Annotated in this window: 27 protein-coding genes and 1 pseudogene; 15 read left to right on the plus strand and 13 right to left on the minus strand. The window is 71.5% G+C overall.

Annotation, left to right across the window (positions count from 1 at the left end; all coding sequences use genetic code 11):
* Positions 1-74: 74 nt before the first annotated feature.
* Positions 75-956 (plus strand): manganese catalase, encoded by an 882-nt coding sequence (locus DEJ08_RS00315; protein WP_071404423.1) that lies wholly within the window; start codon positions 75-77, stop codon positions 954-956.
* 81 nt (positions 957-1,037) lie between these two features.
* Here the strand turns inward: DEJ08_RS00315 and DEJ08_RS00320 are convergent, their stop codons facing one another.
* From DEJ08_RS00320 to DEJ08_RS00335, 4 genes are all read right to left on the minus strand, one after another.
* Complete coding sequence (locus DEJ08_RS00320; protein ID WP_111053588.1) at positions 1,038-1,364, minus strand: hypothetical protein; 327 nt, start codon at positions 1,362-1,364, stop codon at positions 1,038-1,040.
* An 11-nt stretch (positions 1,365-1,375) separates the two neighbouring features.
* On the minus strand, positions 1,376-1,831 hold the full coding sequence (locus tag DEJ08_RS00325; protein ID WP_071248766.1) for an Hsp20/alpha crystallin family protein: 456 nt from the start codon (positions 1,829-1,831) through the stop codon (positions 1,376-1,378).
* Between the two features lie 109 nt (positions 1,832-1,940).
* The gene (locus DEJ08_RS00330) at positions 1,941-2,594 is read right to left on the minus strand and encodes a helix-turn-helix domain-containing protein (RefSeq protein ID WP_258366969.1); all 654 of its coding nucleotides are present in this window, start codon (positions 2,592-2,594) and stop codon (positions 1,941-1,943) included.
* Complete coding sequence (locus DEJ08_RS00335) at positions 2,591-4,108, minus strand: APC family permease (protein ID WP_111053587.1); 1,518 nt, start codon at positions 4,106-4,108, stop codon at positions 2,591-2,593. The genes DEJ08_RS00330 and DEJ08_RS00335 overlap by 4 nt, the downstream gene beginning before the upstream one ends.
* A gap of 193 nt (positions 4,109-4,301) precedes the next feature.
* On the opposite strand from DEJ08_RS00335, the gene DEJ08_RS00340 reads away from it, so the two are divergent.
* The 7 genes from DEJ08_RS00340 to glgX all read left to right on the plus strand — a co-directional run bounded on the left by DEJ08_RS00340 (position 4,302) and on the right by glgX (position 12,147).
* Positions 4,302-5,795 (plus strand): APC family permease, encoded by a 1,494-nt coding sequence (locus tag DEJ08_RS00340; RefSeq protein ID WP_111053586.1) that lies wholly within the window; start codon positions 4,302-4,304, stop codon positions 5,793-5,795.
* A 49-nt stretch (positions 5,796-5,844) separates the two neighbouring features.
* The gene (locus DEJ08_RS00345; protein WP_111053585.1) at positions 5,845-7,878 is read left to right on the plus strand and encodes a primary-amine oxidase; all 2,034 of its coding nucleotides are present in this window, start codon (positions 5,845-5,847) and stop codon (positions 7,876-7,878) included.
* 1 nt (position 7,879) lies between these two features.
* The gene (locus DEJ08_RS00350) at positions 7,880-8,440 is read left to right on the plus strand and encodes a hypothetical protein (RefSeq protein ID WP_111053584.1); all 561 of its coding nucleotides are present in this window, start codon (positions 7,880-7,882) and stop codon (positions 8,438-8,440) included.
* Between the two features lie 141 nt (positions 8,441-8,581).
* The gene (locus DEJ08_RS00355; protein ID WP_071248776.1) at positions 8,582-8,764 is read left to right on the plus strand and encodes a hypothetical protein; all 183 of its coding nucleotides are present in this window, start codon (positions 8,582-8,584) and stop codon (positions 8,762-8,764) included.
* 18 nt (positions 8,765-8,782) lie between these two features.
* Positions 8,783-9,319 carry a MarR family winged helix-turn-helix transcriptional regulator gene (locus DEJ08_RS00360; RefSeq protein WP_071248777.1) on the plus strand — a complete coding sequence of 179 codons (537 nt, stop codon included), beginning with the start codon at positions 8,783-8,785 and terminating at the stop codon, positions 9,317-9,319.
* 135 nt (positions 9,320-9,454) lie between these two features.
* A complete protein-coding gene (locus tag DEJ08_RS00365; RefSeq protein ID WP_027466979.1) occupies positions 9,455-10,069 on the plus strand; it encodes a TetR/AcrR family transcriptional regulator in 615 nt (204 codons plus the stop codon).
* Between the two features lie 59 nt (positions 10,070-10,128).
* Entirely contained in the window at positions 10,129-12,147 is a 2,019-nt protein-coding gene (glgX, locus tag DEJ08_RS00370) for a glycogen debranching protein GlgX (RefSeq protein ID WP_111053583.1), read from the plus strand.
* Positions 12,148-12,286: 139 nt separating this feature from the next.
* Here the strand turns inward: glgX and DEJ08_RS00375 are convergent, their stop codons facing one another.
* Both DEJ08_RS00375 and DEJ08_RS00380 read right to left on the minus strand, forming a co-directional pair.
* Positions 12,287-13,402 (minus strand): Gfo/Idh/MocA family protein, encoded by a 1,116-nt coding sequence (locus tag DEJ08_RS00375; protein ID WP_111053582.1) that lies wholly within the window; start codon positions 13,400-13,402, stop codon positions 12,287-12,289.
* Entirely contained in the window at positions 13,399-14,199 is an 801-nt protein-coding gene (locus DEJ08_RS00380; protein WP_171907779.1) for a sugar phosphate isomerase/epimerase family protein, read from the minus strand. The genes DEJ08_RS00375 and DEJ08_RS00380 overlap by 4 nt, the downstream gene beginning before the upstream one ends.
* 227 nt (positions 14,200-14,426) lie before the next feature.
* On the opposite strand from DEJ08_RS00380, the gene DEJ08_RS00385 reads away from it, so the two are divergent.
* Positions 14,427-15,725: an MFS transporter gene (locus tag DEJ08_RS00385; RefSeq protein ID WP_111053581.1), complete on the plus strand. Its 1,299-nt coding sequence runs from the start codon at positions 14,427-14,429 to the stop codon at positions 15,723-15,725.
* A gap of 104 nt (positions 15,726-15,829) precedes the next feature.
* Here DEJ08_RS00385 and DEJ08_RS00390 read toward each other — a convergent pair whose 3' ends face one another.
* Positions 15,830-16,345, minus strand: coding sequence for a MarR family winged helix-turn-helix transcriptional regulator (locus tag DEJ08_RS00390; protein ID WP_181433360.1), 516 nt, complete (start codon positions 16,343-16,345; stop codon positions 15,830-15,832).
* 152 nt (positions 16,346-16,497) lie between these two features.
* Here DEJ08_RS00390 and DEJ08_RS00395 point away from each other — a divergent pair, with 152 nt between their 5' ends.
* From DEJ08_RS00395 to DEJ08_RS00410, 4 genes are all read left to right on the plus strand, one after another.
* The gene (locus DEJ08_RS00395; RefSeq protein ID WP_071404437.1) at positions 16,498-16,809 is read left to right on the plus strand and encodes a hypothetical protein; all 312 of its coding nucleotides are present in this window, start codon (positions 16,498-16,500) and stop codon (positions 16,807-16,809) included.
* Between the two features lie 115 nt (positions 16,810-16,924).
* On the plus strand, positions 16,925-18,247 hold the full coding sequence (locus tag DEJ08_RS00400) for a carboxylesterase family protein (RefSeq protein WP_111053579.1): 1,323 nt from the start codon (positions 16,925-16,927) through the stop codon (positions 18,245-18,247).
* Between the two features lie 77 nt (positions 18,248-18,324).
* Positions 18,325-18,915 carry a TetR/AcrR family transcriptional regulator gene (locus tag DEJ08_RS00405; RefSeq protein ID WP_111053578.1) on the plus strand — a complete coding sequence of 197 codons (591 nt, stop codon included), beginning with the start codon at positions 18,325-18,327 and terminating at the stop codon, positions 18,913-18,915.
* Positions 18,916-19,192: 277 nt separating this feature from the next.
* On the plus strand, positions 19,193-19,633 hold the full coding sequence (locus tag DEJ08_RS00410) for an NUDIX hydrolase (protein ID WP_111053577.1): 441 nt from the start codon (positions 19,193-19,195) through the stop codon (positions 19,631-19,633).
* 5 nt (positions 19,634-19,638) lie between these two features.
* On the opposite strand, the gene DEJ08_RS00415 is transcribed toward DEJ08_RS00410, so the two are convergent.
* From DEJ08_RS00415 to DEJ08_RS00425, 3 genes are all read right to left on the minus strand, one after another.
* Entirely contained in the window at positions 19,639-20,271 is a 633-nt protein-coding gene (locus DEJ08_RS00415) for a hypothetical protein (RefSeq protein WP_284176638.1), read from the minus strand.
* Between the two features lie 80 nt (positions 20,272-20,351).
* Entirely contained in the window at positions 20,352-20,540 is a 189-nt protein-coding gene (locus tag DEJ08_RS00420) for a hypothetical protein (RefSeq protein ID WP_071404442.1), read from the minus strand.
* Positions 20,541-20,614: 74 nt separating this feature from the next.
* The gene (locus DEJ08_RS00425; protein WP_111038647.1) at positions 20,615-20,983 is read right to left on the minus strand and encodes a VOC family protein; all 369 of its coding nucleotides are present in this window, start codon (positions 20,981-20,983) and stop codon (positions 20,615-20,617) included.
* Positions 20,984-21,037: 54 nt separating this feature from the next.
* On the opposite strand from DEJ08_RS00425, the gene DEJ08_RS00430 reads away from it, so the two are divergent.
* The gene (locus tag DEJ08_RS00430) at positions 21,038-21,679 is read left to right on the plus strand and encodes a nucleoside/nucleotide kinase family protein (RefSeq protein WP_111053575.1); all 642 of its coding nucleotides are present in this window, start codon (positions 21,038-21,040) and stop codon (positions 21,677-21,679) included.
* 49 nt (positions 21,680-21,728) lie between these two features.
* Positions 21,729-22,562 carry an SDR family oxidoreductase gene (locus tag DEJ08_RS00435; RefSeq protein WP_111053574.1) on the plus strand — a complete coding sequence of 278 codons (834 nt, stop codon included), beginning with the start codon at positions 21,729-21,731 and terminating at the stop codon, positions 22,560-22,562.
* Positions 22,563-23,918: 1,356 nt separating this feature from the next.
* On the opposite strand, the pseudogene DEJ08_RS00440 reads toward DEJ08_RS00435, so the two are convergent.
* From DEJ08_RS00440 to DEJ08_RS00450, 3 genes and pseudogenes are all read right to left on the minus strand, one after another.
* Positions 23,919-24,464: pseudogene (locus tag DEJ08_RS00440) on the minus strand (ArnT family glycosyltransferase); the annotation flags it as partial.
* Positions 24,465-24,778: 314 nt separating this feature from the next.
* A complete protein-coding gene (locus tag DEJ08_RS00445; protein WP_111053572.1) occupies positions 24,779-26,059 on the minus strand; it encodes an MFS transporter in 1,281 nt (426 codons plus the stop codon).
* Positions 26,056-26,730 carry an HAD hydrolase-like protein gene (locus tag DEJ08_RS00450; RefSeq protein ID WP_017887755.1) on the minus strand — a complete coding sequence of 225 codons (675 nt, stop codon included), beginning with the start codon at positions 26,728-26,730 and terminating at the stop codon, positions 26,056-26,058. The genes DEJ08_RS00445 and DEJ08_RS00450 overlap by 4 nt, the downstream gene beginning before the upstream one ends.
* Positions 26,731-26,804: the final 74 nt, after the last annotated feature.

A 26,804-nucleotide genomic window follows, 5' to 3' on the forward strand; every position in this document is an offset into this window, starting at 1 on the left:
CCTTGGACGGCCGCTCAGTGCCCCCGGCGAACCATCGGCCGTGCAATCGCTCGATCGAGACGAAGGAGCACGATTTGTACTTCCACAAGCAGGAACTCCAGTTCAAGGCAACGCCCGACAAGCCCGACGCAATCTACGCCCGCAAGCTGCAGGAGGTGCTCGGTGGCCAGTACGGAGAGATCTCCGTCGCGCTGCAGTACCAGTTCCAGGCGTGGAACATGCACATCCCCGGCAAGTACCGCGACATGGTGTTCGGCATCGGCGCCGAGGAGATGGGCCACGTCGAGATGCTCGCGACGATGATCGCGCAGCTGCTCGAGAAGTCCCCGCTCGGCATCACCGAGGACGCGCTGCAGGACGACCCCACGGTCGCCGCGATCGTCGGCGGCACCGACGTCCAGCACGCGATCGTCGCCGGTGCGGGCGCCCGCCCGGTGGACAGCAACGGCAACCCCTGGCAGGGCTCGTACATCACCGCCAGCGGCAACCTGCTCGCCGACTTCACGGCGAACGAGAACGCCGAGATGCAGGGTCGTGTGCAGGCCGCCCGGCTCTACCACATGACCGACGACCACGGCGTGCGGGACCTGCTGTCCTTCCTCATCGCCCGCGACACCATGCACCAGAACATGTGGGCGACCGCCGCCGCCGAGCTGCGCGAGAAGGGCGTCGAGGGCTTCCCCGTGCCGAGCAACTTCCCGCAGTCGAAGGAGAACCAGGAGGTCAACTACCAGTACCTCAACTTCTCCGACGGTGCCGAGGCGAAGAACGGCCCGTGGGCGAGCGGCCCCTCGTTCGACGGCAAGGGCGAGTACTCGTACCACGACGGCCCGACCACCTCGGTCCCGATGCCCCCGCCCACGCACCCCGACGTCCGGCTCTACGGCACCACCGAGCTGCCGAACGTCGTCGAGAAGACGGCCGGCCTGGTGCAGGACAAGCTGAACAAGGAGTAGTCCCGACGGTCGCCCACGCGACCGACGGATGACAGGAGGCCCGGCGCACGACGTGCACCGGGCCTCCTGTCCGTCAGGTGGTCACCGCACCGACGGGGCGGACCCGCCCACGGTCATCAGCGCCCCCGTCTCGGGTTCTTCGTCACGTGGTGCCTCGAAGATGCCCGAGTAGGCGCGGACCGCGCTCCACCCCGCGATCAGCAGGGCCGTGCCGAGGACCGCCGCGACCCAGGGCGCCAGGAGCGACTGCTCGAACAGCCGGGGCGCGGCGACCCAGGTCAGGAACGTGCCGGTCAGGCTGCCGGCGGCCCCGAGGAGCACGGCGGTGCGCCGGTCCAGGCTCGTCAGCGCGAGCGCCGCGGAGACGACGAGGACCGCGACCACCGCGTTCAGCAGGACGGACGTCATCGCTCAGCTCCTCACTCGGCGGCGCCGGAACCCGCGGCGCCGGAACCGACCGCGAGCTGCTCGGACGCGCCACCGACGGTGACGGCGATCTTGCGCGGCTTCGCGGACTCCTTGACGGGGATCGTGACGCTCAGCACGCCGTTGTCGTACCCGGCGGTGATGCGCTCGGCGTCCAGGCCGTCGCCGAGCGTCAGCTGCCGGACGAACGTGCCGGGCTGGCGCTCACGGGTGAGCCACTGCGAGCCCTCGGGTGCGCCGAGGGTGCGCTCGGCGCGGATGGTCAGGACGGAACCGTCCACGTCGATGTCGACCGAGCCCGGGTCGATGCCGGGCAGGTCGACGTCGAGGACGTAGTGGTCCCCGGTGCGGTACAGGTCCATCGGCATCGAGCGCGGGCCGGCGGCGGTGCCGAGGAGCGAACCCGCGAGTCGGTCGAGCTCGCGGAACGGATCGAAGTTCATCGTCATCGAAATCAACTCCTTCGTGGTTCTCGTTGAGTCCCCTCGACTCAACTGCCACCGTTTTAGCACTCGACCCTGGTGAGTGCCAAGAGATCGCTCGGAGGACGCCGAGAACTCAGCCGAGCAGGGGCTCGAGCCGCGCGACCGCCGTTCGCAGGTGCACCAGGGCCTGGCCAGGGGACTCCACCCGGGCCGCGGGCGCGGACAACGTCAGCCCCGCCACGAGCTCACCGCGCTCGCCGCGGACGGGCAGGGCCAGGCACCCGAAGCCCCGCACGAAGGCACCGACCTGCGACGCCGAGGCGCCGCCGGCCGCGTGCAGCCGTCCCATCGCGCTCGACCCGGGTGCCGATCGCAGGGCGGTCGCGTCGAGGAGCGGGAAGTCCGGGTCGACGTCGACGTCGCAGATCCCGTCGGCGTCGTACCGGGCCAGGTGCACCCCGGCGCGGACCGTCGAGCGCACGTCGGACAGCACGGACCGGGCGGCGCGGGGGAGCGGTGGGACCGACGGGGCAGCGGCCGGGGCGACGCCGGCGAGCTCCGAGACCTTGTGCCCCAGTGCGAAGCCGCGCAGGTCCGGCAGCCGCACCAGGTACTCGTCCTCCACGAGCAGCGTGATGAGCCGGTAGGTGGTCGCCCGCGGCATCCCGAGCGCGTCCGAGATCTGCTGGGCGGTGACGCCGGGCCCGGCGTGCGCGACCGCCTCGAGCACCGCGAGGGCGTTCTGGATCGCCTTCGGCTGCCGCGCGCGGAGACCGGGTTCGCTCACCGCACCCCCGTCCCGTGGCCGGATCCGGCGGACGGCCGGGAGGCGCCCAGCAGGTCCGCCTCGACCGGCACGTCGTACACCGCCCGGCTCCGCCCCCGTCGCCAGGGTCGCCGACGGGTCGCCACCAGGAACGCGACGACGACCGCGGTGACCGCCCCGACGGCGAGGACGACGACCGGCCACCGGGGCGATGCGGCCTCGACCCCGGCGTAGGTGAGCAGCACGGCGGTGAGCAGGACACCGGTCGTCACCGCGGTGGTCGCCACCCCGGTCGTCAGCTCGCCGATGCGTCGCAGGAACACCGGAGCCGCGAAGCACGTCATCGCGTACGCCGTCAGGTACCCGAGTGCTGCGACGACGAGTTCGGCCTCCATCAGGGACCAGGTCGGGATGCCGGTGAGGAGCCCGAGGACGGGCAGCGCGGTCAGCACCGAGCACGCCAGCACACCCGCGACGAAGGGTGTCCGGAACCGGGGCGACGCCCGCCCGAGCGCGGCCGGCAGCACCCCTTCACGGCCCATCGCGAACAGCACCCGGACGAGCGCCGTCGTCGAGGCGATCGCGCACGCGGCGAACGAGGCGGCGATCCCCAGGTCGAGCGCCCACCCGACCCACTGCATGCCGAAGGCCGTGGCGAGCTCGTTGACCGGCGACGCGCTCGTGGCGAGGTCGGCGCCGATCGCGGCGAACCCGGTCTGCTGGGCGGCAGCGCTCACGACGTAGAGCACGCCCGCGACCAGGACGGTCCACGAGATCGCGCGGGGGATCGCCTGGAACGGGCGCCGGGCCTCCACGCCGAGCACCGACGCGCTCTCGAACCCGACGAAGGCGGTGACCGCGAGCGCCGTGCCCACCGCGAAGGGCGCCGGTGCGGTCGGGCCGAGTGCGAGGGCGGACGTGTCGACGGGCTGCAGCCGTGCGACCAGGGCGACGATCAGCACGACGATGACGGCGACGGACAGGGTCTCTACGAGCAGGGTGAGGCGCGTCGACAACCGGACCCCGAGGGCGATGACGGCGAACACCGCTGCACCCATGGCGGTGATCACCACGACCGTGACCAGGGAGCCGGTGCCGGCCGTCGGGACGAACCGGGACAGCAGGTAGTCGAGGTAGTAGCCGCTGCCGGTGAGCGAGAACATGGCGATGAACCCGTAGCCGAGCAGCAGTGCGGCGCCCGCGACCACACCGGCCGCCGGCCCCAGGCCGAGCGAGACGTAGGTGTAGAGCGAGCCGGTGCCCGCCACGCGTCGGACGAACTGGTTCACGGTGCGTCCGACCAGGAACGACAGCGTCATCGCGGCGAGCAGGGACCACGTCGCGCCCTGCCCGGCGACGGTCGCGACGAGCACCGGGATCGTGGTGGCCGCCGCCGACGGTGCGACCGCGGACACCGACTGCGCGAGCACGTCGACCGGGCCGACGCTCCGCCGGGACAGCCCGTCGACGGGGGAGCGCGTGCCGATGCCCGGCACCCGGGGCGGGTCGGCGATGGCACGGTCGAGCGCGGTCATGCGGCAACGGTACGGGCGCTGCGTTGCCCCGGTGTCTCGGTCGTGTTTCGCGGTGGTCTCGGGCAAATGAGACGCCTCGTCCGGGCCGTCCCATTCGGGTGCGTGCGGGTTTCACACCCGTGGAACGGGGGCGCAACGGCAGCGCGGGACCGTGGTCCCACCCCGACCCAGTCACCCGAACCGGAAGGCCACGATGTCCAGCATCACGAAGGACCCCGCGTCACTCGGAGCCGTACCCGCACCGCAGCGGACCATGCGCGGCTCGCTCGGCGTCACCGCGATCGTGTTCATGGTCGTCGCGGCCGCCGCCCCGCTCACCGTCGTCGGCGGTGCCGCCCCGCTCGGCATGCTGCTCGGCAACGGCGTCGGGTTCCCGTCGCTCTACGCCGCGTCCGCCGTGATCCTGCTGCTGTTCTCGGTGGGACTGGCGGCGATGACCCGGCACCTGCCACGACCCGGCGCCTTCTTCACGTTCGTGGGTCACGGGCTCGGTCGTCCGGCCGGTGCGGGAGCGGCCACCCTGGCGCTGCTGACCTACACGACGATCCAGGTCAGCGTGCACGGCTACATCGGGTACCTGCTCGGGGTGACCGTCACGGGCCTCGGTGGGCCGGACATCCCCTGGTACGTGTGGTCCCTGGTCGTCATGGCGCTCGTCGGGGTGCTGGGCTACCGGCACATCGACCTGTCGAGCAAGGTCCTCGGCGTCCTGCTCGTCGGCGAGGTCGGGATCGTGCTCGTCCTGGTGGCCGCGATCGTGTTCCGCGGTGGTGCCGACGGGCTCTCGCTCGCGCCGTTCGAACCGACCCACGTCATGTCCGGCTCGCCCGGCGTCGGCCTCATGTTCGCCATCGCGGCGTTCATCGGGTTCGAGGCCACCGCGATCTTCCGCGACGAGGCGAAGGACCCGGAGCGCACGATCCCGCGGGCCACCTACACCGCCGTCATCGGCATCGGGGTGTTCTACACGCTGGCGTCGTGGGGACTCGTGATGGCCTGGGGTCCGGACGGCGTGCTCGCCGAGGCCGCGAAGGACCCGGGCGCGCTCATCCTCACCACGGCGGCGCAGTACATCGGCACCGCGGGCGAGGCCGTCATGAACGTGCTGCTGCTCACGAGCATGTTCGCCTGCGTCCTGTCCTTCCACAACGTCATCACCCGGTACCAGCACTCGATGGCGAACGCCTCGCTCCTGCCCGGTCGTCTCGGCACCGTGCACCGCAAGCACGAGTCGCCGCACACCTCGAGCGTCGTGCAGACCGTCACCGCCGCCGTGCTCATGGTCCTGTTCGCCGTCCTCGGCCTCGACCCGGTCCTGCAGGTCTTCAGCTGGTTCGCCGGGGTCGCCACCCTGGGCGTGGCGATCCTGATGGCCGCGACGAGCCTCGCCGTCATCGTGTACTTCCGCCGGAACCGCGCCGACCGCCGCATCTGGAACACCGTCATCGCCCCGGTCCTGGGGTTCGTCGGGCTCGTCGCCTCGGCCGTCCTGATCTGGGCGAACTTCCCGACGCTCGTCGGTGACGTCGACGGGTCCGGAGCGAGCGTCTTCGGTGTCGTCAGCACCGTGCTCACCGGCCTCGTCGTCGTCGTGCCCGCCGTCGGCGTGCTGCAGGCCGTGGTGCTGCGCCGGCGCGACCGCCGCCGCTACGACCAGATGCTCGACCGTCTCGCCAGCGACGGCTGACCGACCCACCCGACCCGCGCCTCCAGACCGAACCGAAGGAACCACCAGCATGACCCTCACCGATCCCGTCACCGCCACCACCCACCCGCTCGCGAACCTGAGCCCCGACGAGTTCACCGCGGTCCGCGACGTCGTCACGGCGCAGCCGGACTGGACCGACACCACGCGCTTCGTCTACGTCGGCCTCGACGAGCCGCACAAGCAGCAGGTCCTGGCCTGGCAGGCCGGCGACGGTCCCCTGCCGGACCGCCGTGCCCGCGTGATGCTCTTCGACATGGCGACCGGACGCTCCACCGACGGGGTCGTCTCGATCACCGACCGGATCGTCCTGTCCACCGACGTGCTCGACGGGTCCCGTGGACAGCTGCCCGTCCTCATCGAGGAGTTCGACGCCGTCGGCGAGATCGCGAACGCGGACGAGCGCTGGGTCGCCGCCCTGGCGAAGCGCGGCCTGACGCCGGACGAGGTGAAGTGCGTCCCGCTGTCCGCCGGGTACTACGACTACCCCGAGGAGGAGGGGCGCCGGATCCTCCGCGTGCTCGCCTTCCGCCAGGACCACCCCGCCGACCACGTCTGGGCGCACCCCGTGGACGGCCTGTCCGTGTACGTCGACGCCGCCAACCGCGCGGTGACCCGCATCGTGGACGTCGCGGAGATGCCCGTGCCCGCCACGTCCGGCAACTTCGACGACCCGGCGGTGCAGGGCGAACCGCTCGACCTCAAGCCGATCGTCATCACGCAGCCCGAGGGGCCGTCGTTCTCGGTCGACGGCGAGTTCGTCGAGTGGGCGAACTGGCGGTTCCAGGTCGGGTTCGACGCCCGCGAGGGGCTCGTGCTCCGGCAGCTGTCGTGGCAGGACGGTGCGCGGCTGCGGCCGATCGTCTACCGGGCCTCGATCGACGAGATGCTCGTGCCCTACGGTGACCCGTCGCCGGTGCGGTTCTGGCAGAACTACTTCGACACCGGCGAGTACCTGTTCGGACGCTTCACCAACTCGCTCGAGCTCGGCTGCGACTGCGTCGGCGAGATCAAGTACTTCGACGCCGTCCTGGCCGACGAGCTCGGCAACCCGCAGACCATCCGCAACGGCATCTGCATGCACGAGGAGGACTTCGGCACGCTGTGGAAGCACGGGGACATCTACACCGGGTCGCAGGAGGTCCGACGCTCCCGTCGGCTGGTGATCTCGTTCTTCACCACCGTCGGCAACTACGACTACGGGTTCTACTGGTACCTGTACCTCGACGGCACGATCGAGTGCGAGGCGAAGCTCACCGGTGTCCTCTTCACCTCGTCGTACCCGGGTCGGACGGAGTCCGGTGCGGACTACCCGTACGCCTCCGAGGTCGCGCCCGGCCTCGGCGCCCCGTACCACCAGCACCTGTTCTCGGCACGGCTGGACATGATGGTCGACGGGCTGTCGAACGCGGTGGACGAGGTCGACGCCGTCCGGGTCCCGGTCGGCCCGGGCAACGAGCACGGCAACGCGTTCACGAAGTCGGTCACCCGGCTGTCGTCCGAGTCGACCTCCGGCCGTCTCGCCGACGCGTCGAAGGCCCGGACCTGGTTCATCTCGAACACCGAGGAGCGCAACCACCTCGACCGCCCGACCGGGTACGTGCTGTACCCGCAGGACGCCCCGGTGCTGCTCGCGGACGACTCGTCGTCGGTGGCCGCCCGCGCCGAGTTCGCACGGAAGCACCTGTACGTGACGCAGTACGACCCGGCCGAGCGCTTCGCCGCCGGGGACTTCGTGCACCAGAACCCCGGCGGGGACGGCGTCGCCCGGTACGTGCAGGGTGACCGTCCGCTCGACGGCGAGGACATCGTGCTGTGGCACACCTTCGGCCCCACGCACTTCCCCCGGCCCGAGGACTGGCCCGTCATGCCCGTCGACTACGCCAAGTTCACGCTCAAGCCGTACGGGTTCTTCCCGCGGAACCCGGCCCTGAACGTGCCGGCGTCGATCGGGGCGTCCGCCGGGTCGCACTGCTCGCACCACGTCTCCGGCGCCGTCGAGGCCGCACACGACGCAGCCGAGCACCAGCACGACCACGGGCACGGGCACGGGGACGGGCACTGACGTGACCGATCTGCTCGGGCTCGCGGCCATCGTGCCGGCGTCGGCCGGGGCCTGCTGCACGGTCGGGGCGTGGCGCCCCGGCCGTGCGGTCGACGTGGTCGCCGCGGTCGCGATGGTGGCGGCGATGGTCGACGGGGCGTTCGGACCCCGGGTCCTGCCGGGTGTCCTGTGGTTCCTGGTGCTCGCGTTCCTCGCCGTGGTGGTCGCCGGGGTGCACCGGTTGCAGTCCACGTCCGCCTGGAGGCGCGGGTCGGCTCAGCCGCCCGGCTCGGCCTCGGCGCACGGCCGGTACGGGCGGCTGCACGCTGCCCTGGGCCTGTTGGTGATGGGTGCGACGGGAGTCGGCATGGCGCACGACGCCGGCGCCGCGGGGATGCACCAGCACCTCGGGGTGGTCGCGGTGACGTGGCAGGTGGTGCTCGGCGGGTTGACCCTCGGGTACCTGGTGCTCACCGTCCACATGCTCCGTGACGGTGTCCGGCGACGATCACGTCCGCTGCCGCTGGTCGAGACCTTGGCGATGGGGGTCGCGGTCGCGGTGATGTCCGCGGCGATGGTCTGAGGCGCGTGCCGCGTGCCGCCGAACCGTTCGGCGCGCAAAACGTACACAGCGCGAATGGTTCGTTGAACTGACCGTTCACATTGTGAAAGAGTTCAGCCGTCCGCAGGGGACACACGGCAAGCAAGAAGGGCGGGACACGACATGCACAGCACGTACTCCGGGATGCCTCGGACGGCACGGATCGGTGGCAGCCACACCCGCGTCGGTCTCACCGACCCGGCGATCATCGACGCCTACGTCGAGCGTCGCATCCAGGACCCCTCGCTGCTCGCCGGTCGTTCCGAACCGTCCTACGCGGACTTCTTCAGCACGCCTGCCGTTTAGCAAGGAGCGCATGACCCCATGCCGTTGACCGTCGTCCGTCGAGAGCACGTCCACCTCTACGCCCGCGAACCCGAGTCCGGGGTCGCGAAGACCGCCGTCGACGCGCTGCTCCGCCTGCAGCACGCCGAGGACCAGCAGATCGAGTCCGCCCGCATCGAGAGCGGCCTGTCGAAGAACGAGTTCCTCGCCGTCCGGTACATGCTCCAGGCACACCGGGACGGCCGCACCATGGGCCCGAAGGACCTCGCCGTGATGCTCGCCGTCTCGAACGCCTCGGTCACCAAGATCGTCGACGGGCTCGTGCAGAAGGGCCTGCTGTCGCGTACGGCGCACCCCACCGACCGTCGTGCGCAGGTGCTCGCCCCGACCGACCAGGCCGCCGAGAAGATCGACGCCTCGTACGCGCGCTTCCACGCGGCCGTCGTCGAGGTGCTCGAGCAACTCCCCGACGCGGACAACGCCGTCCTCGCCGACTCGCTCACGAAGATCGTCGACGCGCTCGCCGCGGGCACGCCCGCGCCGGTCGACGAGTACACGGTCGACGACCAGGACTGACGCGAGCGCGCCCGGCTGACGCGACCCGGCGGGGTGCGACGCGAGCCCGATACGGACTGGAGGCCCGTGGTGCGCCCGCCACGGGCCTCCAGTCCGGACGGTGGCGAGAAAACCTTCCAGCGGTAAGTTGGGTGCATGACCCACCCCGCGGACGACGCCGACGCGGCCCAGCCGCGCCGCGGCGGGTACCGCAAGGGCGCCGAGCGGCGCACGCAGATCCTGGACGAGATGATCCGCATGGTCGCGGAGCAGGGGGTCGACGCATCGTCGCTCCGCTCGGTGGCCGAGGCCCTCGGGATCACGCACGCGGCACTGCGCCACTACTTCCCGAGCCGTGACGAACTGCTGCTCGCCGTCTACCGGGAGCACGAGGTCCGCGAGCAGGGTGCGCCCGACCGGATGAAGTCGGCGATCGGCGACATGCGCGAGAGCGCATCGCGCAACCGGGCCGTGCCGGGGCTGGTGCAGCTGTACACGACCCTCGCGGCCGACGCCGTGCAGGAGGGCCACCCGGCCACACGCGACTTCATGCGCGAACGCTTCGCCCGGCTGCGTGCCGAACTCGCCGAACTGATCGAGGCGGACCAGGCGAGCGGCCGGATCCGCGCCGACCTGGACCCGGTCGACCTGGCGAGCCTGAGCATCGCGGCATCCGACGGGCTGCAGGTCCAGTGGCTGCTCGACCCCGACGCCGTCGACGGCGAGCGGGTGCTGCGGCTGCTCGAGCAGCTCGTCCCGCCGGTGCGCTGAGCGGCCAGGGGTACGCCCAGACCGCCGGTGGCACAGCGACCGGCCGGTAGAAGGGCAGCATGACCACTTCCACGCGCACCCCGCTCGGCGTCACGCTCGTCGACGGGGGCGCCAACGTCGCCCTGTTCTCGAGCACCGCCGAGCGGGTCGAGTTCTGCACCTTCGACGACGACGGCACCGAGCACCGCACCGAGCTCCGCAACCGCACCGGCTACACCTTCCACGACGTCGTCCCCGGCGTGACCGTCGGCACCCGCTACGGCTTCCGCGTGCACGGCGCGTGGGACCCGGCGAACGGCCTGCGCCACAACGGCGCGAAGCTCCTGCTCGACCCCTACGCCACCGCGATCGACGGCGAGTACGAGTGGGGCCAGGCGCTCTTCGGTCACGACATGAACGAGCCCGAGCAGATCGACGAGACCGACTCGGCCAGCGCGATGCCCAAGTCCGTCGTCGCCGACCGCTCCTTCGACTGGGACGGTGACACCCTGCTGCGGACCCCTCTCGCCGACACCGTCGTGTACGAGGTGCACGTCAAGGGCTTCACGAAGCAGCACCCGGACGTCCCCGAGGAGATCCGCGGCACCTACGCCGGCATGGCTCACCCGGCGGCGATCAAGCACCTCACCGACCTCGGCGTCACCGCGGTGGAGCTGCTGCCGACGCACCAGTTCGTGCAGGACTCGACGCTCCTCGACAAGGGCCTCCGCAACTACTGGGGCTACAACAGCATCGGCTTCTTCGCACCGCACGACGAGTACTCGTCCGCCGGCACCGCCGGGCAGCAGGTCGCCGAGTTCAAGGCGATGGTGAAGGCCCTGCACGCCGCGGGGCTCGAGGTCATCATGGACGTCGTCTACAACCACACCGCCGAGGGCAACCACATGGGCCCGACGCTGTCGTTCAAGGGGATCGACAACCAGTCGTACTACCGGCTGGTCGAGGGTGACGAGGCGAACTACTTCGACACCACCGGCACCGGCAACAGCCTGAACGTCGGGCACCCGGCGGCCCTCGGACTCATCATGGACTCGCTCCGCTACTGGGTCGAGGAGATGCACGTCGACGGCTTCCGGTTCGACCTGGCCACGACGCTCACCCGCCAGGACGGCGAGGCCGAGAAGCACTCCGCGTTCCTCGACATCATCCACCAGGACCCCGTGCTGCGCGAGGTCAAGATGATCGCCGAGCCGTGGGACACCGCCGGCTACCAGGTCGGCGGGTTCCCGGCCGACTGGTCCGAGTGGAACGGCAAGTACCGCGACGACCTGCGTGCCTTCTGGCGCGGCGACGAGGGCGCCCTCGGCGACGCCGTCCAGCGGGTCCTGGGCAGCCCGGACGTCTACGAGGGCTCACGGCGCTCCCCGCTGTGCTCGATCGACTTCGTGACCGCCCACGACGGTTTCACCCTGGCCGACCTGACGATGTACGCCGACAAGCACAACGAGGCGAACGGCGAGGACAACAACGACGGCGAGAGCGACAACACCTCGTTCAACGGCGGCATCGAGGGCCCGACCGACGACGGCGCGGTGAACGACTACCGCGACCGGCAGCGCCGCAACTTCCTCGGCACCCTGCTGCTCTCCGCCGGCGTACCGATGATCCTGGGTGGCGACGAGCTCGCCCGGTCGCAGGGCGGCAACAACAACGCGTACTGCCAGGACGACGAGATCTCGTGGTTCGACTGGGCCGCCGCCGACCAGGACCTGCTCGCCTTCACGACGGCGGCCATCGCGTTCCGTCGGCAGCACCAGGCGCTGCGTCCGGAGTGGTTCCGCACCGCGCCGGGTGACTCGGAGTCGACGGTGACCGTGCTCCGTGCCGACGCCGCCGGGTTCGAGGACGGCGACTGGGCGGACGGCGGCAACCGGGCCGTGACGCTCGTGCTGCACCAGGGTGACGACACCGTGGCCGTGCTGCTGAACGCGTCGGACACCACGGTGGAGTTCACGCTGCCGGAGCGTCCGGGTGGGGGCAGCTGGTCCCTCGGGCTGTCGAGCGACCCCGACCAGGCCGTGGTGGGCGACGCGGCGACGCTGCTCGTGCGCGACGCGTCCTTCACCGCGCTGGTCTGACGGGCGCGGGCTCGCGCGGGGGCGTCGTTCGCGTCGCTCGTGTCGTGGTCTTCGCTTGGTGAGCAGCAATGGTCGGGTCCCCGTTCGGGACCCGACCATTGCTGCTCACGAAGTGGTGCGCGTGGTGCGCGCGGCGCTCCTAGGCGTTCGCGCCCGCGGTCAGCACGGCTGCCGCGGGGTCGAAGTCCTCGGGCAGCGGCGGGATCGCGTCCACGGTCGACGTGATGTCGACGGCGGAACCCGACTCGGCCGCGTCACGGATGCCGAGCAGCACGTCGAGCACGTGCAGCGCGACGGCGCCGGAGGCACGCTCGGGGCGGTCCTCCGCGATGGCGCGGGCGAGCTCGACGACACCGGTGCCACGGCCCCAGGTGGAGCCGACCGCCTCGAGCGTCTCGGGCTCTTCCTGGCCGTAGCGCCAGAGCTGCGACGAGCCCTCGAACGTGTTCGGGTCCGGCAGCGAGATCGTGCCGAGCGTGCCGTTGATCTCGAAGAAGCCCATGCGCGGCAGGGCGTGCTGGAACGAGAACGTCGACTGGGCGGACTGCCCGCCGGCGAACTCGATCAGGGCCGCGTGGTGCGTCGGGACCTCGACCGGGAACGTCTCGCCGGCGCGGGGGCCGGACGCGATCGTGCGACGGTCGAGCGACTTCGACGAGACGGCCTGCACGCGCGAGGCGGTGCCGAACGCGTGCACCAGGGTCGTCACGTAGTACGGGCCCATGTCGAACAGGGGGCCGGCACCGGTGGCGAACAGGAAGTCCGGGTTCGGGTGCCACGCCTCGGGTCCGGGCACGTGGAACAGGGTCGTCGCGGACAGCGGCTCGCCGATGTCACCGCGGGCGATGGCCCGGAGCGCCGTCTGGATGCCCGCACCGAGCACGGTGTCCGGAGCGGTCGCGACACGCAGGCCCTTGGCCTTCGCCGACTCGAGCACCGCGGCGGCCGACGCGTGGTCGGTCGCGATCGGCTTCTCGCTCCAGACGTGCTTGCCGGCGTCGATGATCTGCTGGTCGACCTCGGCGTGTGCGGCCGGGATCGTCAGGTTGATCACGATCGAGATGTCGTCGCGGGCGAGGAGTTCCTCGACCGATCCCGACGAGGCGACACCGTACTCCGCCGCCTGGGCAGCAGCGCGGTCGAGCAGCACGTCGGCGACGAAGCGGACCTCGACGTCGGCGAACTTGGTCAGGTTCTCGAGGTACTGGGTGGAGATGTTGCCGGCACCGATGATGCCGATCCCGACACGGCTCACTTGTCGTTGTCCTTGAGCCAGGTGAGGGACTCGGTGATGCCCTCGAAGACGTCGCCCTTGTACGCGTCGAACTCGACCACGCGGATCGCCTGCGGTGCGGCGGCGAGGATCGCGGTCACGTCGACGTCGCCCTGACCGGCCGGCGTCTGGTTCTCGAAGGCGCGCTGCAGTGCCTCGGGCACGATGAGGGCGCTCTCGGACGAGGGCAGCGCGGTGCGGATGTCACCGTCGACCTTGCCGTCCTTGACGTGGATCGCGACGACGCGGTCGCCCAGGCCCTTGAGCACGGCGGGGGCGTCGGCGCCACCGACGGTCGCCCAGAAGGTGTCGACCTCGAGGACGGTCTCCGGCGACAGCTGCGACACGAACAGGTCGTAGACGGTGCGGCCGTCGACCTTGTTCGTGAACTCCCACTGGTGGTTGTGGTACCCGAACTGCAGGCCACGGCCGGCGGCCTCGGCGGTCAGCTCGTTGACGCGCTCGGCGATCTTCGCGACGTCGTCGGCGGTCTGCCAGCGGTCGGTCGGGATGAACGGGTCGATGACCGTGCGGATGCCGAGGCGCTCGGCCGCGTCCCAGATCGGCGCGGTGTCCTCGGCGTCGATCACGGCGACGTGGCCGGACGGAGCCTTGAGGCCGGTGGCCGCGAACGCACGCTCGAGGTCGGTGGCGCGCTCGACGAACGCGTAGGGCTCGACGTTCTCGTACCCGATCTCGGCGACACGGGCGATGGCCTTGTCGAGGTCTTCGGCGATGGCGTCGCGCAGCGAGTACAGCTGCACAGAAGTGGTGGGCATTGCAGAGGCTCCTTCGATCCTGTCTGGGTGTCGCGGCCCGTCGAGGAGCGATGCTCCGCGGCGAGATCGATGACGACGCTACCCCAAAAACCACCCGGTGTGTAGTTTTTGCTGCCCCGTGTGACGCGGCCCGGGACGCGGCCGGTGTTGCAGACAACACGTGTCGATGTATGCTCGCGTCGGAAAAACCTTGTCAGGCAAGGTTTTCATCGACTCAAGGAGGCGTCATGAGCACACCCGAACCCGGCAGCCCGGCACTGCTCAACCCGGAAGAGGGCATCACCCAGCCCGTCAGCACGGTGAAGGTGGGCATCGGCTACCAGATCGCCCTGTTCCTCGGGCAGTTCGGCCTCTTCGTCGCGCTCATGGCGCCCGTCTACGTGAGCATGCAGCTCAAGGCGCAGGCCCTGGTCGGCGACGACGCCGCGAACGTCATCGGCTCGGTGCTGCCGATCGGCGCGTTCGGTGCGCTCATCATGAACCCCCTCGCGGGTGCCCTGTCCGACCGCACCCGCACGCGCTGGGGCCGTCGTCGCCCCTGGCTGCTCAGCGGTGTCGTGGTCTTCGCGATCGCCCTCGCGTGGATCGCCTACTCGCCGGACGTCCTCAACCTGACGCTGGCCTGGCTGCTCGCCCAGCTCGCCGCGAACGCCACGCTCGCCACCCTGCTCGCGAGCTTCGCCGACAACGTGCCGCAGCTGCAGCGCGGCCGGTCCTCGAGCATCATCGCGCTCGCGCAGAACATCGCCGTGCTCGCTGGCACCTACCTGTCGGTCTTCTTCGTCGCGAACCTGCCCGTGCTGTTCATCGCGCCCGGCATCCTGGCGATCATCCTGGTCGCCGTGTACGCCGTCGTGGCCCGTGACGACCTGCCGACCTACAAGGTCAAGAAGTTCACGTTCCTGAACCTCGTCGCGTCGTTCTGGACGAACCCGGTCAAGAACCCGGACTTCGCGTTCGCGTGGTGGTCGCGCTTCCTCATCATCCTCGCGACGTTCATGTTCACGACGTACCGCCTGCTCTACATGCAGGAGCACATCGGCATCGAGAAGCCGAAGGACGCCACGGCCGCCGTCGCCTTCGGCGTCCTGCTCTACACGATCGCGCTGCTGGTCAGCGCGGCGCTGTCCGGTTGGGCCTCGGACAAGCTCGGTCGCCGCAAGGTGTTCGTCGCTGGCTCCACGGCGATGTTCGCGGTGGGGCTCGTCGCGCTCGCGCACGCCGACACGGTCACCGGCTTCTACGTCGCCGAGGTCATCATGGGCTTCGCCTACGGCATCTACTCGGCCATCGACACGGCGCTCGTCGTCGACGTGCTGCCGAACGCCGACCGGCCCGGCAAGGACCTCGGTGTCATCAACATCGCGAACGCGCTGCCGCAGTCACTCGCGCCGGCGATCGCCCTGTTCTTCCTGAAGGTCGGGTCCGACGGAGCCGCCGACAACTACGAGCTCATGTGCTGGGCCGCCGGCGCGATCGCCCTCATCGGCGCACTCGTCGTGATCCCCATCAAGCGGGTGCGGTAGCGCCCGTCGCGCACCGCGACCAGAAGAGGGACTGGAGGCCCGTGGCGACGCCGCCACGGGCCTCCAGTCCGTCGCAGCCACCGACCCACCGGGCCGGGCCGGCGTCAGGGGGCGCCGGGGGAGGGCAGCTCCTGCCGGAGCGCCTCGGCGAGGCGGGAGGCGAACCGGCGGACCGCCGTCGCCTCGTCGACGCTCAGCGCGTCGATGGTCTCGATGAGCGGAGCGTGGATGTGCCCGTAGGCACGTGCGAGGTCCTGCTCGGCGGAGCCGGTCGCCGTGATGATGACGCCTCGGCGGTCCTCGGGGTTCGCCCGCCGCTCCGCACGCCCGTCACGCACCAGGCGGTCGATGAGCTTCGTGATCCCGGCGGTGGAGAGCCGCAACACCCGTGCGAGCTGCGTCGGGTTCACCAGCCGTCCGTCCCGGTCCGCGAGCACGAGGTGCCGCAGCGCGAGCGCGTCGACGGGCAGCATCCCCAGCGTGCGGAGCGCCTGCTCGTCGGCCTCGTGGACGCTGTCACTGAGCGCCTGCAGGCTCGCGATCGCAGCGGCGCCCTCCGTGGTGCGCGGCTGCCGCTCGAACACATCGGATCCGCGCTGCGGGTGGTCCTCGTCGTGCATCCTTACCCCGTCCGGTCCTGGCGTTCTGTGGACAAACGCCATGCTCCACCCCCTTCCTGAGAACCCAAACTGGGCGAGTAATCAGCCGAGCGAGACAAATCTCTCCACACGGCGCCACCGAAGCCCGGTGGCGGAGATCAGAAGGAGTGACCATGTCGAACACTGCAGGACGTCCCGCACGGAACGACTCGGTCGTGCGTGCCACCTGGAACGAGACCAAGTCCGCGCTCAAGACCACGGAGTTCTACGCCTGGCTGGTCGTGTCCATCGCGATCCTCGTCGCGTCGGCCGTCGTGGACAACGCGGACGAGGGCCACACCGGCTTCGGCGCCGACCAGGCCTGGCTGTACGTCGCGATCGTGACGGCCGCCTACGTCGTCAGCCGCGGCATCGCGAAGTCCGGCGTGCGCAAGCCCGACTGGAACGACGACGACCGACGCGACGTCAACGGTCGTTCGAACTGACGCCGAGCACCACGTGCACCCGGCTCCCCGAGCCGGACCGAGGCCGTCCCGATCACATCGGGACGGCCTCCGTCACGTCCGCTCGTGTCGTCGCCGCACCGATACCGTGAACCCCATGCTCGACGCCACGCCTGCCCCGTTCGACACCCCCGCCGGCCGCATCGTCGGGACGCTCGACGGCGACGTGGTGCGGGTGCTCGGGATCCCGTACGCGCAGGCCGAACGGTTCGCCCCGCCGCAGCCGATGCCACCGTTCGCGGGCGAGCTGCACGCGTCGACCCCGTCGCCGGTCGCACCGCAGCCGCACGAGGAGTTCGTCGACCTGCTGCTCAACCCGATCCAGGGCATCGAGGTCGACGAGCACTGCCAGCGGCTCTCGATCACGCTGCCCGCCGACGTCCGTCCGGGCGAACAGCTGCCGGTGATGGTCTGGATCCACGGTGGCTCGTACGTCATCGGCGGTGGCGACCTGCCGATCTACGACGCCCGCGACCTGGTGACCGAGCAGCGCGTGATCGTGGTGTCGGTCACGTTCCGGCTCGGCGTGCTCGGGTTCCTCGGTGACGGCGAGACGATCCCGGCCAACCTCGGGCTCCTCGACCTGGTCGAGTCGCTCCGCTGGGTGCGCGCGAACATCGCTTCGTTCGGCGGCGACCCCGACCTGGTCACCGTCTTCGGGCAGTCGGCCGGCGGGGACGCGGCCGCGCACCTGATGATCAGTGCCGGCGCCGAAGGGCTCTTCCGCCGCGCGATCATCCAGAGCGCCCCGCTCGGGCTGTCCCGTCGTCGAGCCCGGATGAACCGCGCGATGGTCCGGGCGGTCGGCACCGTGCACGCCGACACCCCGCTCGAGGACCTGCTCGACCGTCAGGCACTCGGAACCCGTGCCGCGGCGCCGTACGGGCTCGCCGCCGGCATGCCCTTCGGCACCCAGTACGGCTTCGCGCCGCTGCCCGCCGAGCGTGACCTCGACGCCGCGTGGAGCCGGGTCGCCCCCGACGTCGACGTGCTGATCGGGTCCGGTTCGGACGAGGCCGGCATGTACGTGCCGCTCGTGCCCGGCCTGCGTCGGGTCACCCGGTCGCGGGTGCTGCGGTCGGCCCTGCGGTGGTGGGTCGTCCGTCCGCTGTCCGACGTCATCTACGGGCGCGACGCCCGACGGTTCACCGAACGGCACCGACGCGCCGGCGGCCGGGCGACCTCCTACCGACTGCACCGCGGTGTCACGAGCGCCCCGACCGGAGCCGTGCACATGAGCGACCTGCCGCTGCTGCTCGGCGGCCGCGAGGCCTGGGCCGGCACCCGGTTCGTCCCCGAACGCGACTGGCCCGAGGTCGAGCGCCGCGGCCGGGCCTTCCGGGCGATCTGGGCCGACTTCGCCCGCACCGGCGAGGTCCGGGCACCCGACGACGAGACACTGACGTTCGACCGCGGCTGACCGGGAGCCGGCGACGGTGACCGCGCCCCCTGAACTGGCGGTCGCGGGCCGCTGACCGGCCCCGCACAATCGTCAGCATGCCCACGACCGATGTCGACCTCCGCGCACGCATCGTCGCCGGGGCGATCAGTGCCTACCGAGCCGGGGACTTCCACCGTGTCGGGCCCGTCGAGGTCGCCGAGCACGCCGGTGTCACGGCGGACGAGTTCCACCGGGCGTACCCGATGTGGGAACTCCTGGTGGTCGCGGTCATGGACAAGTGGAACAACGGCAGCCGACTCGAGCTCTGGCCGATCGCGGAGCGGGACGGCACGGTCGCCTACCTGCGAGCCCGGCTCGCCGCGGGCGTCGAGGACCCGGCCCTCGTGCGGCTCCGGGTCGCCGTGCTCAGCGCCGCCTCGAACCCCGACCACCCCGCCGCCGGGTGGTTCCGCACGCAGTACACGCGGGCGTTCGAGGACGTCACCCTCGCCCTGGTCCGCGACGTCGTCGCCGGCCGGGAGTCTCGCGGCGCCTCGCCCCGGCACGCCGCCGAGCAGCTCATGGCGCTGTACGAGGGGCTCCAGCTGCAGTCCGTGATCCGCGACGACGGGGAACCGCTCAGCGCCTTCGACCGGGCGGTCGCCCGCATGCGGGTCGGCTGGGCAGCGGCACGCGTCGACGCCTGATCCGGGTCGGGCGAGCACGTCGGGTCCGGTCCGCACCATGCGGGCCCGGGGCCTCGCGCGGCGAGCGGTCACGACTCCCCGCGCGTGCTGCGTCGCGTGGTCACGTTCCGGCGTCTGGCGGTGCCGCAAGCAACGGTTTGTGACCGCTCGGCGTGCGGGCCGCGGGGGGTCGTGACCGGTCAGCGGGCTGGAGGAGCGTCCGCACCACCCCGGTCCACGGCCTGGAGGCCCGGCGCGGCTGGCAGACGTGGGTGCACCCACCTGGCATGGTCGGCCCATGGAGTACACGGATTACGACACCCGGCTCGCCGCCTACGGCGTGATCACGGACGGTGACCGCGTGCTCCTGGCGAAGCTGCGTCACCCCGACGCGGGCACGTGGACGTTACCGGGCGGCGGGGTCGAGTTCGACGAGACCGTCGAGCAGGCCGTCGTGCGCGAGATCCGCGAGGAGACCGGGTACGAGGCCCAGGTCGGTGCCCTGCTCGGGGTCCGGCACCACATCGTCCCCGCGGAGCGCCGCATCCACGCCAACGGTCGCCCGATGAAGGCCGTGCAGGTCGTGTTCCGGGCGACGATCACCGGAGGAGCCCTGCGGCACGAGCTCGACGGCTCGACCGACGAGTCGCGGTGGATCCCCGTCACGGAGCTCCCGCACCACCGCCACGGCCTGCTCGTGCCGATCGCCCTCGGCTGGGCGGGCGCCCTGTCCCGCTGACCGCGTCAACCCGCGTGCAGCACCGCGAACTGCGGTGGGACCGCGGTGGGTTCCGGGGGCTGGACACCCCACCCGAGGTTGCGGAGCGACTGCGCGGTCTCTGCCGGGAACTGCCGAGCGGTTGCCTCGGCTTCTTCACGGCGCCAACGATTCCGGAACCCGTGCACGGCCTCCCGCCACGTCGGCAACGCGTCCACGCCGCACTCGACGATGACGAACTCGACCACGTCGGCGAGGCTCGGCCGGAAGTGCGGGCCGCCGAGCGGGAAGTGCAAGGACGACAACCTCGCCGCATCACGCTGCCCGGAACCGTGGTCGCGGGCTCTGGCCAGCAGCGAACTGAACGCGCCGCGCTCGGCGTGCAGGTGCCAGTGCGACTGCGGAGTGGCGGTCAACGCTTCCTGGAACTCGAAGCGGACCAGTGGCTGTCGTTCGTCGACCAGGAAGAGGGTGAACCGGCTCTCGTTCAGCTCGAGGACCTCGAGATGACTCTTCCATCGGTACCGCATCGACAGTGTGACATTGGCGGTGTGAACGCCGCCGATGTTCAGCCGGACCGGTGGAGTCGTTCCTGACGCAGCGGCAGGCTGCACGACGATCGTTCCATCGGGGACATCCAGCTCGTAGTCGATCTGCACCCCGTGCCCGGGCAGGGAAGTGTCCAGGAGCTCTTGGGCGACGGCTGCGTGGTGCTGGCCGGCTCCATCGGACACCTCAGTCATCGCTCACCGAGCAGGAACGAGATGCTGTCCAGCCAGTCCTGTGCGAGGTACTCGTCGATGAACAGGTCGCGCCACTGCTCGGTCGGGGCGAACTCCCGCTCGTCCAGGTTCCACTCTGCGCGGACGCGTTCGCGCTCGGCGAGGAGCCCCTCGCGGGTCCAATGCCGTCCCAGCACCTTCGTCATGGCCGTCCTCTCGTCGGTGAGAGGACGGTAGGACGATCAGCAGCGCCGACGCGAGCTTTCGGAATACAACATGTTCACTCCTCGATGACGCTGAGGACGTTGCCCGACGGGTCGGTGAACCAGGCGATGAGCGGCCCGCCCTTCCGGTTCACACCCCGGTCGTCGGTCATCCCCTCGTACTGCAGGAACACGACGCCCTTCGCGGTGAGCTCGTCGACCGCGGCGTCGATGTCCGGCACCGGGAAGTTCAGCACCGTGAAGGCCGCCGGTTCGTGACCCGGGCCCTTCGGGTAGACGAGCACCTGGTGTCCACCGCCGAGCTGCAGGAAGAGCATGCCGTGGTCCTCGGTGACCTCGACCCCCAGGACGTCCTCGTAGAACGCCTTCGCCTCGGGCACGTCGCGCACCGAGAACCCGCTGAACGCCTTCGTCGCATCGACCATGCGGCAAGTGAACCACCGCGGCCCGGCGTCGGTGCGCTCTGCGAGGATGAGGCCGTGAGCGACTCCGGCACGACCGTCGACCAGGCCGTCGAGCGCGCCGTCGAACTGGCCCGTTCGAGCCGCCGCACCGTGCTCGGGATCGCCGGAGCACCGGGCGCCGGCAAGTCCACGCTCGCCCGTCGCATCGTCACCGCCGTCGACGACCGCCTGGGTGCAGGCACCGCTGTGCAGGTCCCGATGGACGGCTTCCACCTGTCGAACGCGGCGCTCGACGCCCTCGGCCGGCACGACCGCAAGGGCGCGGCGGACACCTTCGACGCCGACGGCTACGTCGCGCTCGTCCGCCGACTCGTCGCCGCCGACGAGGACGTGGTGTGGGCGCCGGACTTCGACCGTCGCGTGGACGAACCCGTGGCCGGCAGCATCGCGGTACCCCGCGCCGCCCGCCTCGTGGTGTCCGAGGGCAACTACCTGCTCGACGACACCGCACCGTGGTCGACGCTGCCGACGCTCTTCACCGAGACCTGGTTCTGCGCCGTCGCCGACGACGTGCGGCTCGACCGCCTGGTCGGACGGCACATGCGGCACGGCCGCGACCACGACGCCGCCCGCGCGTGGGCGGTGGAGGTGGACGGCGTGAACGCCGCGAGGGTCGCGCCCACGGTGGTCCGGGCCTCCAGGACGGTGTGGACGTGACCACCGACGCGACGCGAAACCGACACCGACACCGACACGAGGAGCGACCATGACCATCGCCATCACCGGAGCGACCGGCAACATCGGGGGCGCCGTGAGCGCGGCGCTCGCCGCGGACGCCGTGCCGTTCCGGATGCTCGTGCGCGACGCCTCCCGTGCGCCGGAGCTCCCGGGCACCGAGGTCGCCGTCGCGACCTTCGCCGACGCCGACGCGAGCCGGACCGCCCTGCAGGGCGTCGAGGTGCTGCTCATGGTCTCGGCGGCCGAAGCCCAGGACCGCCTCGACCAGCACCGGGCGTTCGTCGCTGCGGCGGCCGACGCGGGCGTGCGGCACGTCGTCTACACGTCGTTCCTCGGCGCGGCTCCCGATGCGACCTTCACGCTCGGACGCGACCACTGGGCGACGGAGCAGGCGATCCGCGAGAGCGGGATGGCGTTCACGTTCCTGCGCGACAGCTTCTACCTGGACTTCGTCGAGGACCTGGTCGGTGAGGACGGCGTGATCCGCGGCCCCGCCCGCGACGGCGCCATGGCCGCGGTGGCCCGTGCCGACGTCGCCCGCGTCGCGACGGCGGTGCTGCACGACCCGGACGCCCACCGTGACCAGACGTACGAGCTGACCGGCCCCGAGGCGATCACCCTCGCCCAGGCGGCGGCGATCGTGTCCGAGGTCCGCGGCCGCACGGTCAGCTACCACCCGGAGACCCTCGACGAGGCGTACGCATCACGTGCGCAGTGGAACCCGGAGCCGTGGCAGGCGGACGCCTGGGTGAGCACCTACACGGCCATCGCCGAGGGGGCGCTCGCGCACGTGTCCGGCGACGTCGAACGCATCACCGGGCGTCCGCCGATGTCCCTGCGCGAGGTGCTCGCCGCGAGCTGACCCGTGGTGGCGGTGTGCTCCGGGTCCGACCGACGGCCCGGGCATCCCGCAGTGCCACACGGTCCAGGCGATGCCGTCCGCCCGGCGCGGCTCCATCGGCAGGCGTGCGTGCCGGGTGCCGCTGGTGAGTGCTCGGCAGCCCCCGGCCAGTGCGGCGCGCAGGACCGGGTCCGTGCGGGGCGCGTGGGCCTCGACGACGAGGACGCGCAGGCCGTCGGCGATCCTCCGGCGGATCTGGTGCGTCGTGAAGACGGGCACGGTGCCCGAGAACCCGCCGTCCGTCAGCACGGGGAGTCCGGTCGCGTCGATCACGGGTGCGGAGATGTGCCACGTGTCCGTCATGAAGAGCGGTTCGTCGTGCCGGTACCCCTCCAGGCGTCGCGCGGTCGCGACGAGTCGGCTGAGGGCACGCGGGTAGGGCGTCGACCCGCCCCACGGGTCCGGGCGCGACACGTGGAAGACGTCCGGGCTGCCGGCCGGGATCGGCCAGCGTGCGGGCCACGGCCCGACCGACGCGTCGACGCCGCTGCCGTCGCGGGTCGCGTCGAGCGCCTGCAGTGAGAACGCGGCGGGTCCGGCGACGAGCGCGAGCCCGGCTGCCAGCGCGATGACCGTCCTGGAGGCCCGGTGCCGGTCCGGCCCGCGCGTCGCCTCCCAGCGTGGTCGCCACCACACCGCCACCAGCGTCGCGACGACGGCGACCGTCGAGACGGTGATCGCGGGCACGGCGAGCACGGTCGGCATCGCGGTGCCCCGCGCGAGGAACACCACCCAGCCGAGCTGCGCCGCGGCGAGGACGACCGGGAGCGCCCGGAGCCCTCGAGACTGCGCCCGGACGAGCCCGACCGCACCGCGCCACCCGAGGGCTGCGAGCAGGGCCAGCTGCACGCCGATCGCAGCGACGTAGGCGGTGTGCGGCACCGCGGCCACCGAGAGCACGGCCGCCGCGGTGCCGAACCAGACCACCAGGACGGCCAGGGTGGCGGATCCGGCGCGGGTGTCGAACGCGTGCCCGAACGGGGAGCCGAGGGTGCCGGGTCGCTCCGCACGGCGGCGGTGGACGAGCACCACGGCGGCGACCACCACGCCGAACAGCGCCGCGGGCAGGAGCCAGGCCACCTGTGACGCCAGGTGCGGTCCGAGCAGCTTGCCGAACCCGGCCGGACCACCGCGCCAGGTGTGCGGACCGAACGGCACCGTGAACGACCGGACGGACCCGGGCACCGCGCCGGGCAGGAACCGGTCGATGCCGTTGTACCCGAACACCATCGCGAGCGGACTGTCGTCGGTGGAGCCGTCCGCCCACGGCCGCGAACCCGACGGGGTGAGCGCCAGCGCGGTGACCCACGACAGCGAGGCCACGACCGCGACGATCCCGAGCACCCCGGCGCGGACCACCCGGGTGCCGAAGCGGAAGGGGCGGCCGTCGTGCCGGGCCGAGGCCAGCAGCGTGCCGAGCAGCAGCGCCGGCACGACGAACCAGGCCTGCACCATCTTCGCCTGGAACCCGACGCCGACGGCCAGGCCCGCGGCGACGAGCGGCCACCACCGCCCGGTCACTGCGGCGTGCTGCCAGCACAGCAGGGCGACGGCCAGCGCGGCGGTGACCATGCCGTCCTCCATCGGGTGCGCGAACATCGACACGAAGACCGGCGTCGACCCGGCTGCTGCGGCGGCAACGAGGCCCGTGCCGACCCCGGCCCAGCGGAGCCCGACCAACGAGCAGGCCCACAGGGTGACGAGCCCCTCGACGACCTGGGGGAACGCGAGTGCGGCGGTGGAGTGCCCGAACAGCCGGATGCTCAGCGCCTGCGGGACGGCGAAGCCGCTGAGCTTGTCGAGCGTCACCGTCGCGGAGGGGTCGAACGCGCCCGAGAACAGTGCCGGCCACGACTCGGACATCGACCGCGCCGACGCCTGGTAGAAGCTGAAGTCCCCGCCACGGCCCAGGTTCCAGGCGAGCAGCACGGTCGTGCCGGCTGCGATCACGAGCAGTGTGAGCCGTGCTGCGAGCGGCTGGTCCCGCCAGCGGGCGGGTCGTCGGATGTCCACTCTCCGGACCTTGGCCGTCCGGGATGACGACCGGCCGGGACCGTGCCGCCAGCTGGCCGCGAAGCCGGTCCGCGCGCTGAGGGGTCGTGCGGGTGCGGCCCCCGTCGGTCAGCGCCTCGGGGGTCGAGCCGGAGCGGGGTCTCAGCCGGCGTTCGGGTTGGGGGTCAGGACACCCGTCGCGCGGCGAACGTCCCGACGACACCGAGGGTGAGCACCGCGACGAGCACGACGAGCAGCGGCGCCGTCCAGTTCCCCGTCGCACCGTGCAGCGCGCCGGCGACGAGCGGCCCGGCCGACCCGAGCAGGTACCCGCCGCCCTGCACGAACGCGGACATCCGGCGGGCGTCGGCGTCGCTCGAGACGATCCGCACGATGACGATGAAGATCACGGTGATGCCGCCGCCCTGGGCTGCACCGCCGAGCACCGACCACAGCAACCAGAGCTGCGGGGCGAACAGCAGCCCGAGGGGCATCGCCAGCCACAGCGTGCCGACCAGGGCGATGATCGCCGCCGGACGCCACCGGGTCGCGAGCAGCGGGACACCGAGTGCCCCGACGACGGCCAGGATCTGGAACACCGACGAGCTCGCGCCCGACGACGCCTTCGAGAACCCGATCTCGTCGTGCAGCAGCGTCGGGATCCACGCGGTGAGGGCGTAGTACGAGAACGCCTGACCGCCGAAGGCGAGCGTCAGGCCCCAGGTGATGAGCCGTCGTGCCGGCCGGATCGGCTCGGCGGCGGCGACCCGTGCGGCCTCCGCGGCGCGGGCGGTCTGGATCGCCCCGGTGTCGAGCACCTGGTCGATGGGGCCCGTGACGGGCAGTGGTTCGTCCCGCTCGGACGGCAGCGGGCGTCGCCAGGCGGCGCGAGCACCGACCGTGTAGGTCCAGGCAGCGGCGGCGATGAGTGCGAAGACCGCCCAGATCGCGATGGCGACCGGCCACCCCCACAGGGCGGCCAGGGGAGCGGTGCCGAGCGACGTGATCATCGACCCGACGTTGAGCGCCGACGTGTACACACCGGTGACCAGGCCGACGCGCTCCGGCGAGGTGTCCCGCCGGATGACGACCGGGATCACCACGTTGCCGATCGTGATGCCGATGCCGATGACCGCGGTGCCGATCAGCAGCGCCGCCGACGAGGGCATCGAGCGCACGACGGTGCCGGCGAGCACGATGACGAGCGACAGGGACACGGCGCGCTCGGGGTCGGCCCTCGCGATGACCCAGCTGGCGAACGGCGTCGCGAGGGCGAAGCACAGCACCGGGATCGTCGTCAGCAGCCCGGCGATCGTCGCGGTCAGGCCGAGGTCGGCGCGGACGTCCCCGATGACCGGGGCGGTCGCGACGATCGGACCGCGGAAGTTCAGCGCGATCAGGATGATGGCCGCCGGCAGCAGCCAGGCGGCGCCGCGGAGGCCCCGACGTGCGACGTCGCCGCTCATGCGGACGGCGTCGCGGACGGCAGCAGGATCGGCAGCAGGTCGAGCGGGGTGGCGGCACGGGCGATGGTGCCCTCGGCCTCGTCGGGGGAGCCGTAGCCCCACTCGGCGAAGACGACCGGGACGCCGTGCACGGTCGCGCCCTCGACGTCGTGCTTCCGGTCGCCGATCAGCACCGGGCGGCTGGTGTCGAAGCCGTGGGCCTCGAGGCGTCGCAGTGCCTCTTCGACGACGTCGGCCTTGCTCGACCGCACCTCGTCGTCGCTCGCACCCGTGATGATGTCGATGTCCCCGGTGAGGCCGTAGTGCTCGAGGATGTAGGTCGCCGGGGTCTCCGGCTTGCTCGTCGCCGTCGAGATCGGCAGCCCCGCCTGGTGCAGGGTGCGCAGCACGACGTCGATGTCCGGGAACATCGCGGAGTCGAGCGCCCCGTGCGAGAAGTAGTGCTCGCGGTAGACGGCGAGGGTGCGGTCGGCCAGTTCGTCGTCCATGCCCATCGCGATCCGGAACGTGTCCATGATCGGCGGGCCCACGAACGACATCAGGGTGTCGCGGTCCGGCACCGGGACGCCGACGGTGCGGAAGGTGTGCGTCAGGCTCTCGAGGATGCCCGGCGCGGAGTCGCTGATGGTGCCGTCGAGGTCGAACAGGATGGCGGAGAACGGGCTGGTCATGTCCTGTCCACCCTAGCCGGGCCGTGGCGGCGACCATCCGGGATCCGTCGGCGGCGGGGCGGGGGTTGCGCCGT

Source organism: Curtobacterium sp. MCLR17_054 (assembly GCF_003234335.2).
Classification (GTDB): Bacteria; Actinomycetota; Actinomycetes; order Actinomycetales; family Microbacteriaceae; genus Curtobacterium; species Curtobacterium flaccumfaciens.

Coding starts and splice junctions, on each gene's coding strand:
- DEJ08_RS00320 (WP_111053588.1), bottom strand. CDS start 1,364: ATGACGTCCGTCCTGCTGAACGCGGTGGTCGCGGTCCTCGTCGTCTCC.
- DEJ08_RS00325 (WP_071248766.1), bottom strand. CDS start 1,831: ATGACGATGAACTTCGATCCGTTCCGCGAGCTCGACCGACTCGCGGGT.
- DEJ08_RS00335 (WP_111053587.1), bottom strand. CDS start 4,108: ATGACCGCGCTCGACCGTGCCATCGCCGACCCGCCCCGGGTGCCGGGC.
- DEJ08_RS00340 (WP_111053586.1), top strand. CDS start 4,302: ATGTCCAGCATCACGAAGGACCCCGCGTCACTCGGAGCCGTACCCGCA.
- DEJ08_RS00345 (WP_111053585.1), top strand. CDS start 5,845: ATGACCCTCACCGATCCCGTCACCGCCACCACCCACCCGCTCGCGAAC.
- DEJ08_RS00355 (WP_071248776.1), top strand. CDS start 8,582: ATGCACAGCACGTACTCCGGGATGCCTCGGACGGCACGGATCGGTGGC.
- DEJ08_RS00360 (WP_071248777.1), top strand. CDS start 8,783: ATGCCGTTGACCGTCGTCCGTCGAGAGCACGTCCACCTCTACGCCCGC.
- DEJ08_RS00365 (WP_027466979.1), top strand. CDS start 9,455: ATGACCCACCCCGCGGACGACGCCGACGCGGCCCAGCCGCGCCGCGGC.
- glgX (WP_111053583.1), top strand. CDS start 10,129: ATGACCACTTCCACGCGCACCCCGCTCGGCGTCACGCTCGTCGACGGG.
- DEJ08_RS00380 (WP_171907779.1), bottom strand. CDS start 14,199: ATGCCCACCACTTCTGTGCAGCTGTACTCGCTGCGCGACGCCATCGCC.
- DEJ08_RS00385 (WP_111053581.1), top strand. CDS start 14,427: ATGAGCACACCCGAACCCGGCAGCCCGGCACTGCTCAACCCGGAAGAG.
- DEJ08_RS00390 (WP_181433360.1), bottom strand. CDS start 16,345: ATGCACGACGAGGACCACCCGCAGCGCGGATCCGATGTGTTCGAGCGG.
- DEJ08_RS00395 (WP_071404437.1), top strand. CDS start 16,498: ATGTCGAACACTGCAGGACGTCCCGCACGGAACGACTCGGTCGTGCGT.
- DEJ08_RS00400 (WP_111053579.1), top strand. CDS start 16,925: ATGCTCGACGCCACGCCTGCCCCGTTCGACACCCCCGCCGGCCGCATC.
- DEJ08_RS00405 (WP_111053578.1), top strand. CDS start 18,325: ATGCCCACGACCGATGTCGACCTCCGCGCACGCATCGTCGCCGGGGCG.
- DEJ08_RS00410 (WP_111053577.1), top strand. CDS start 19,193: ATGGAGTACACGGATTACGACACCCGGCTCGCCGCCTACGGCGTGATC.
- DEJ08_RS00420 (WP_071404442.1), bottom strand. CDS start 20,540: ATGACGAAGGTGCTGGGACGGCATTGGACCCGCGAGGGGCTCCTCGCC.
- DEJ08_RS00425 (WP_111038647.1), bottom strand. CDS start 20,983: ATGGTCGATGCGACGAAGGCGTTCAGCGGGTTCTCGGTGCGCGACGTG.
- DEJ08_RS00435 (WP_111053574.1), top strand. CDS start 21,729: ATGACCATCGCCATCACCGGAGCGACCGGCAACATCGGGGGCGCCGTG.
- DEJ08_RS00445 (WP_111053572.1), bottom strand. CDS start 26,059: ATGAGCGGCGACGTCGCACGTCGGGGCCTCCGCGGCGCCGCCTGGCTG.
- DEJ08_RS00450 (WP_017887755.1), bottom strand. CDS start 26,730: ATGACCAGCCCGTTCTCCGCCATCCTGTTCGACCTCGACGGCACCATC.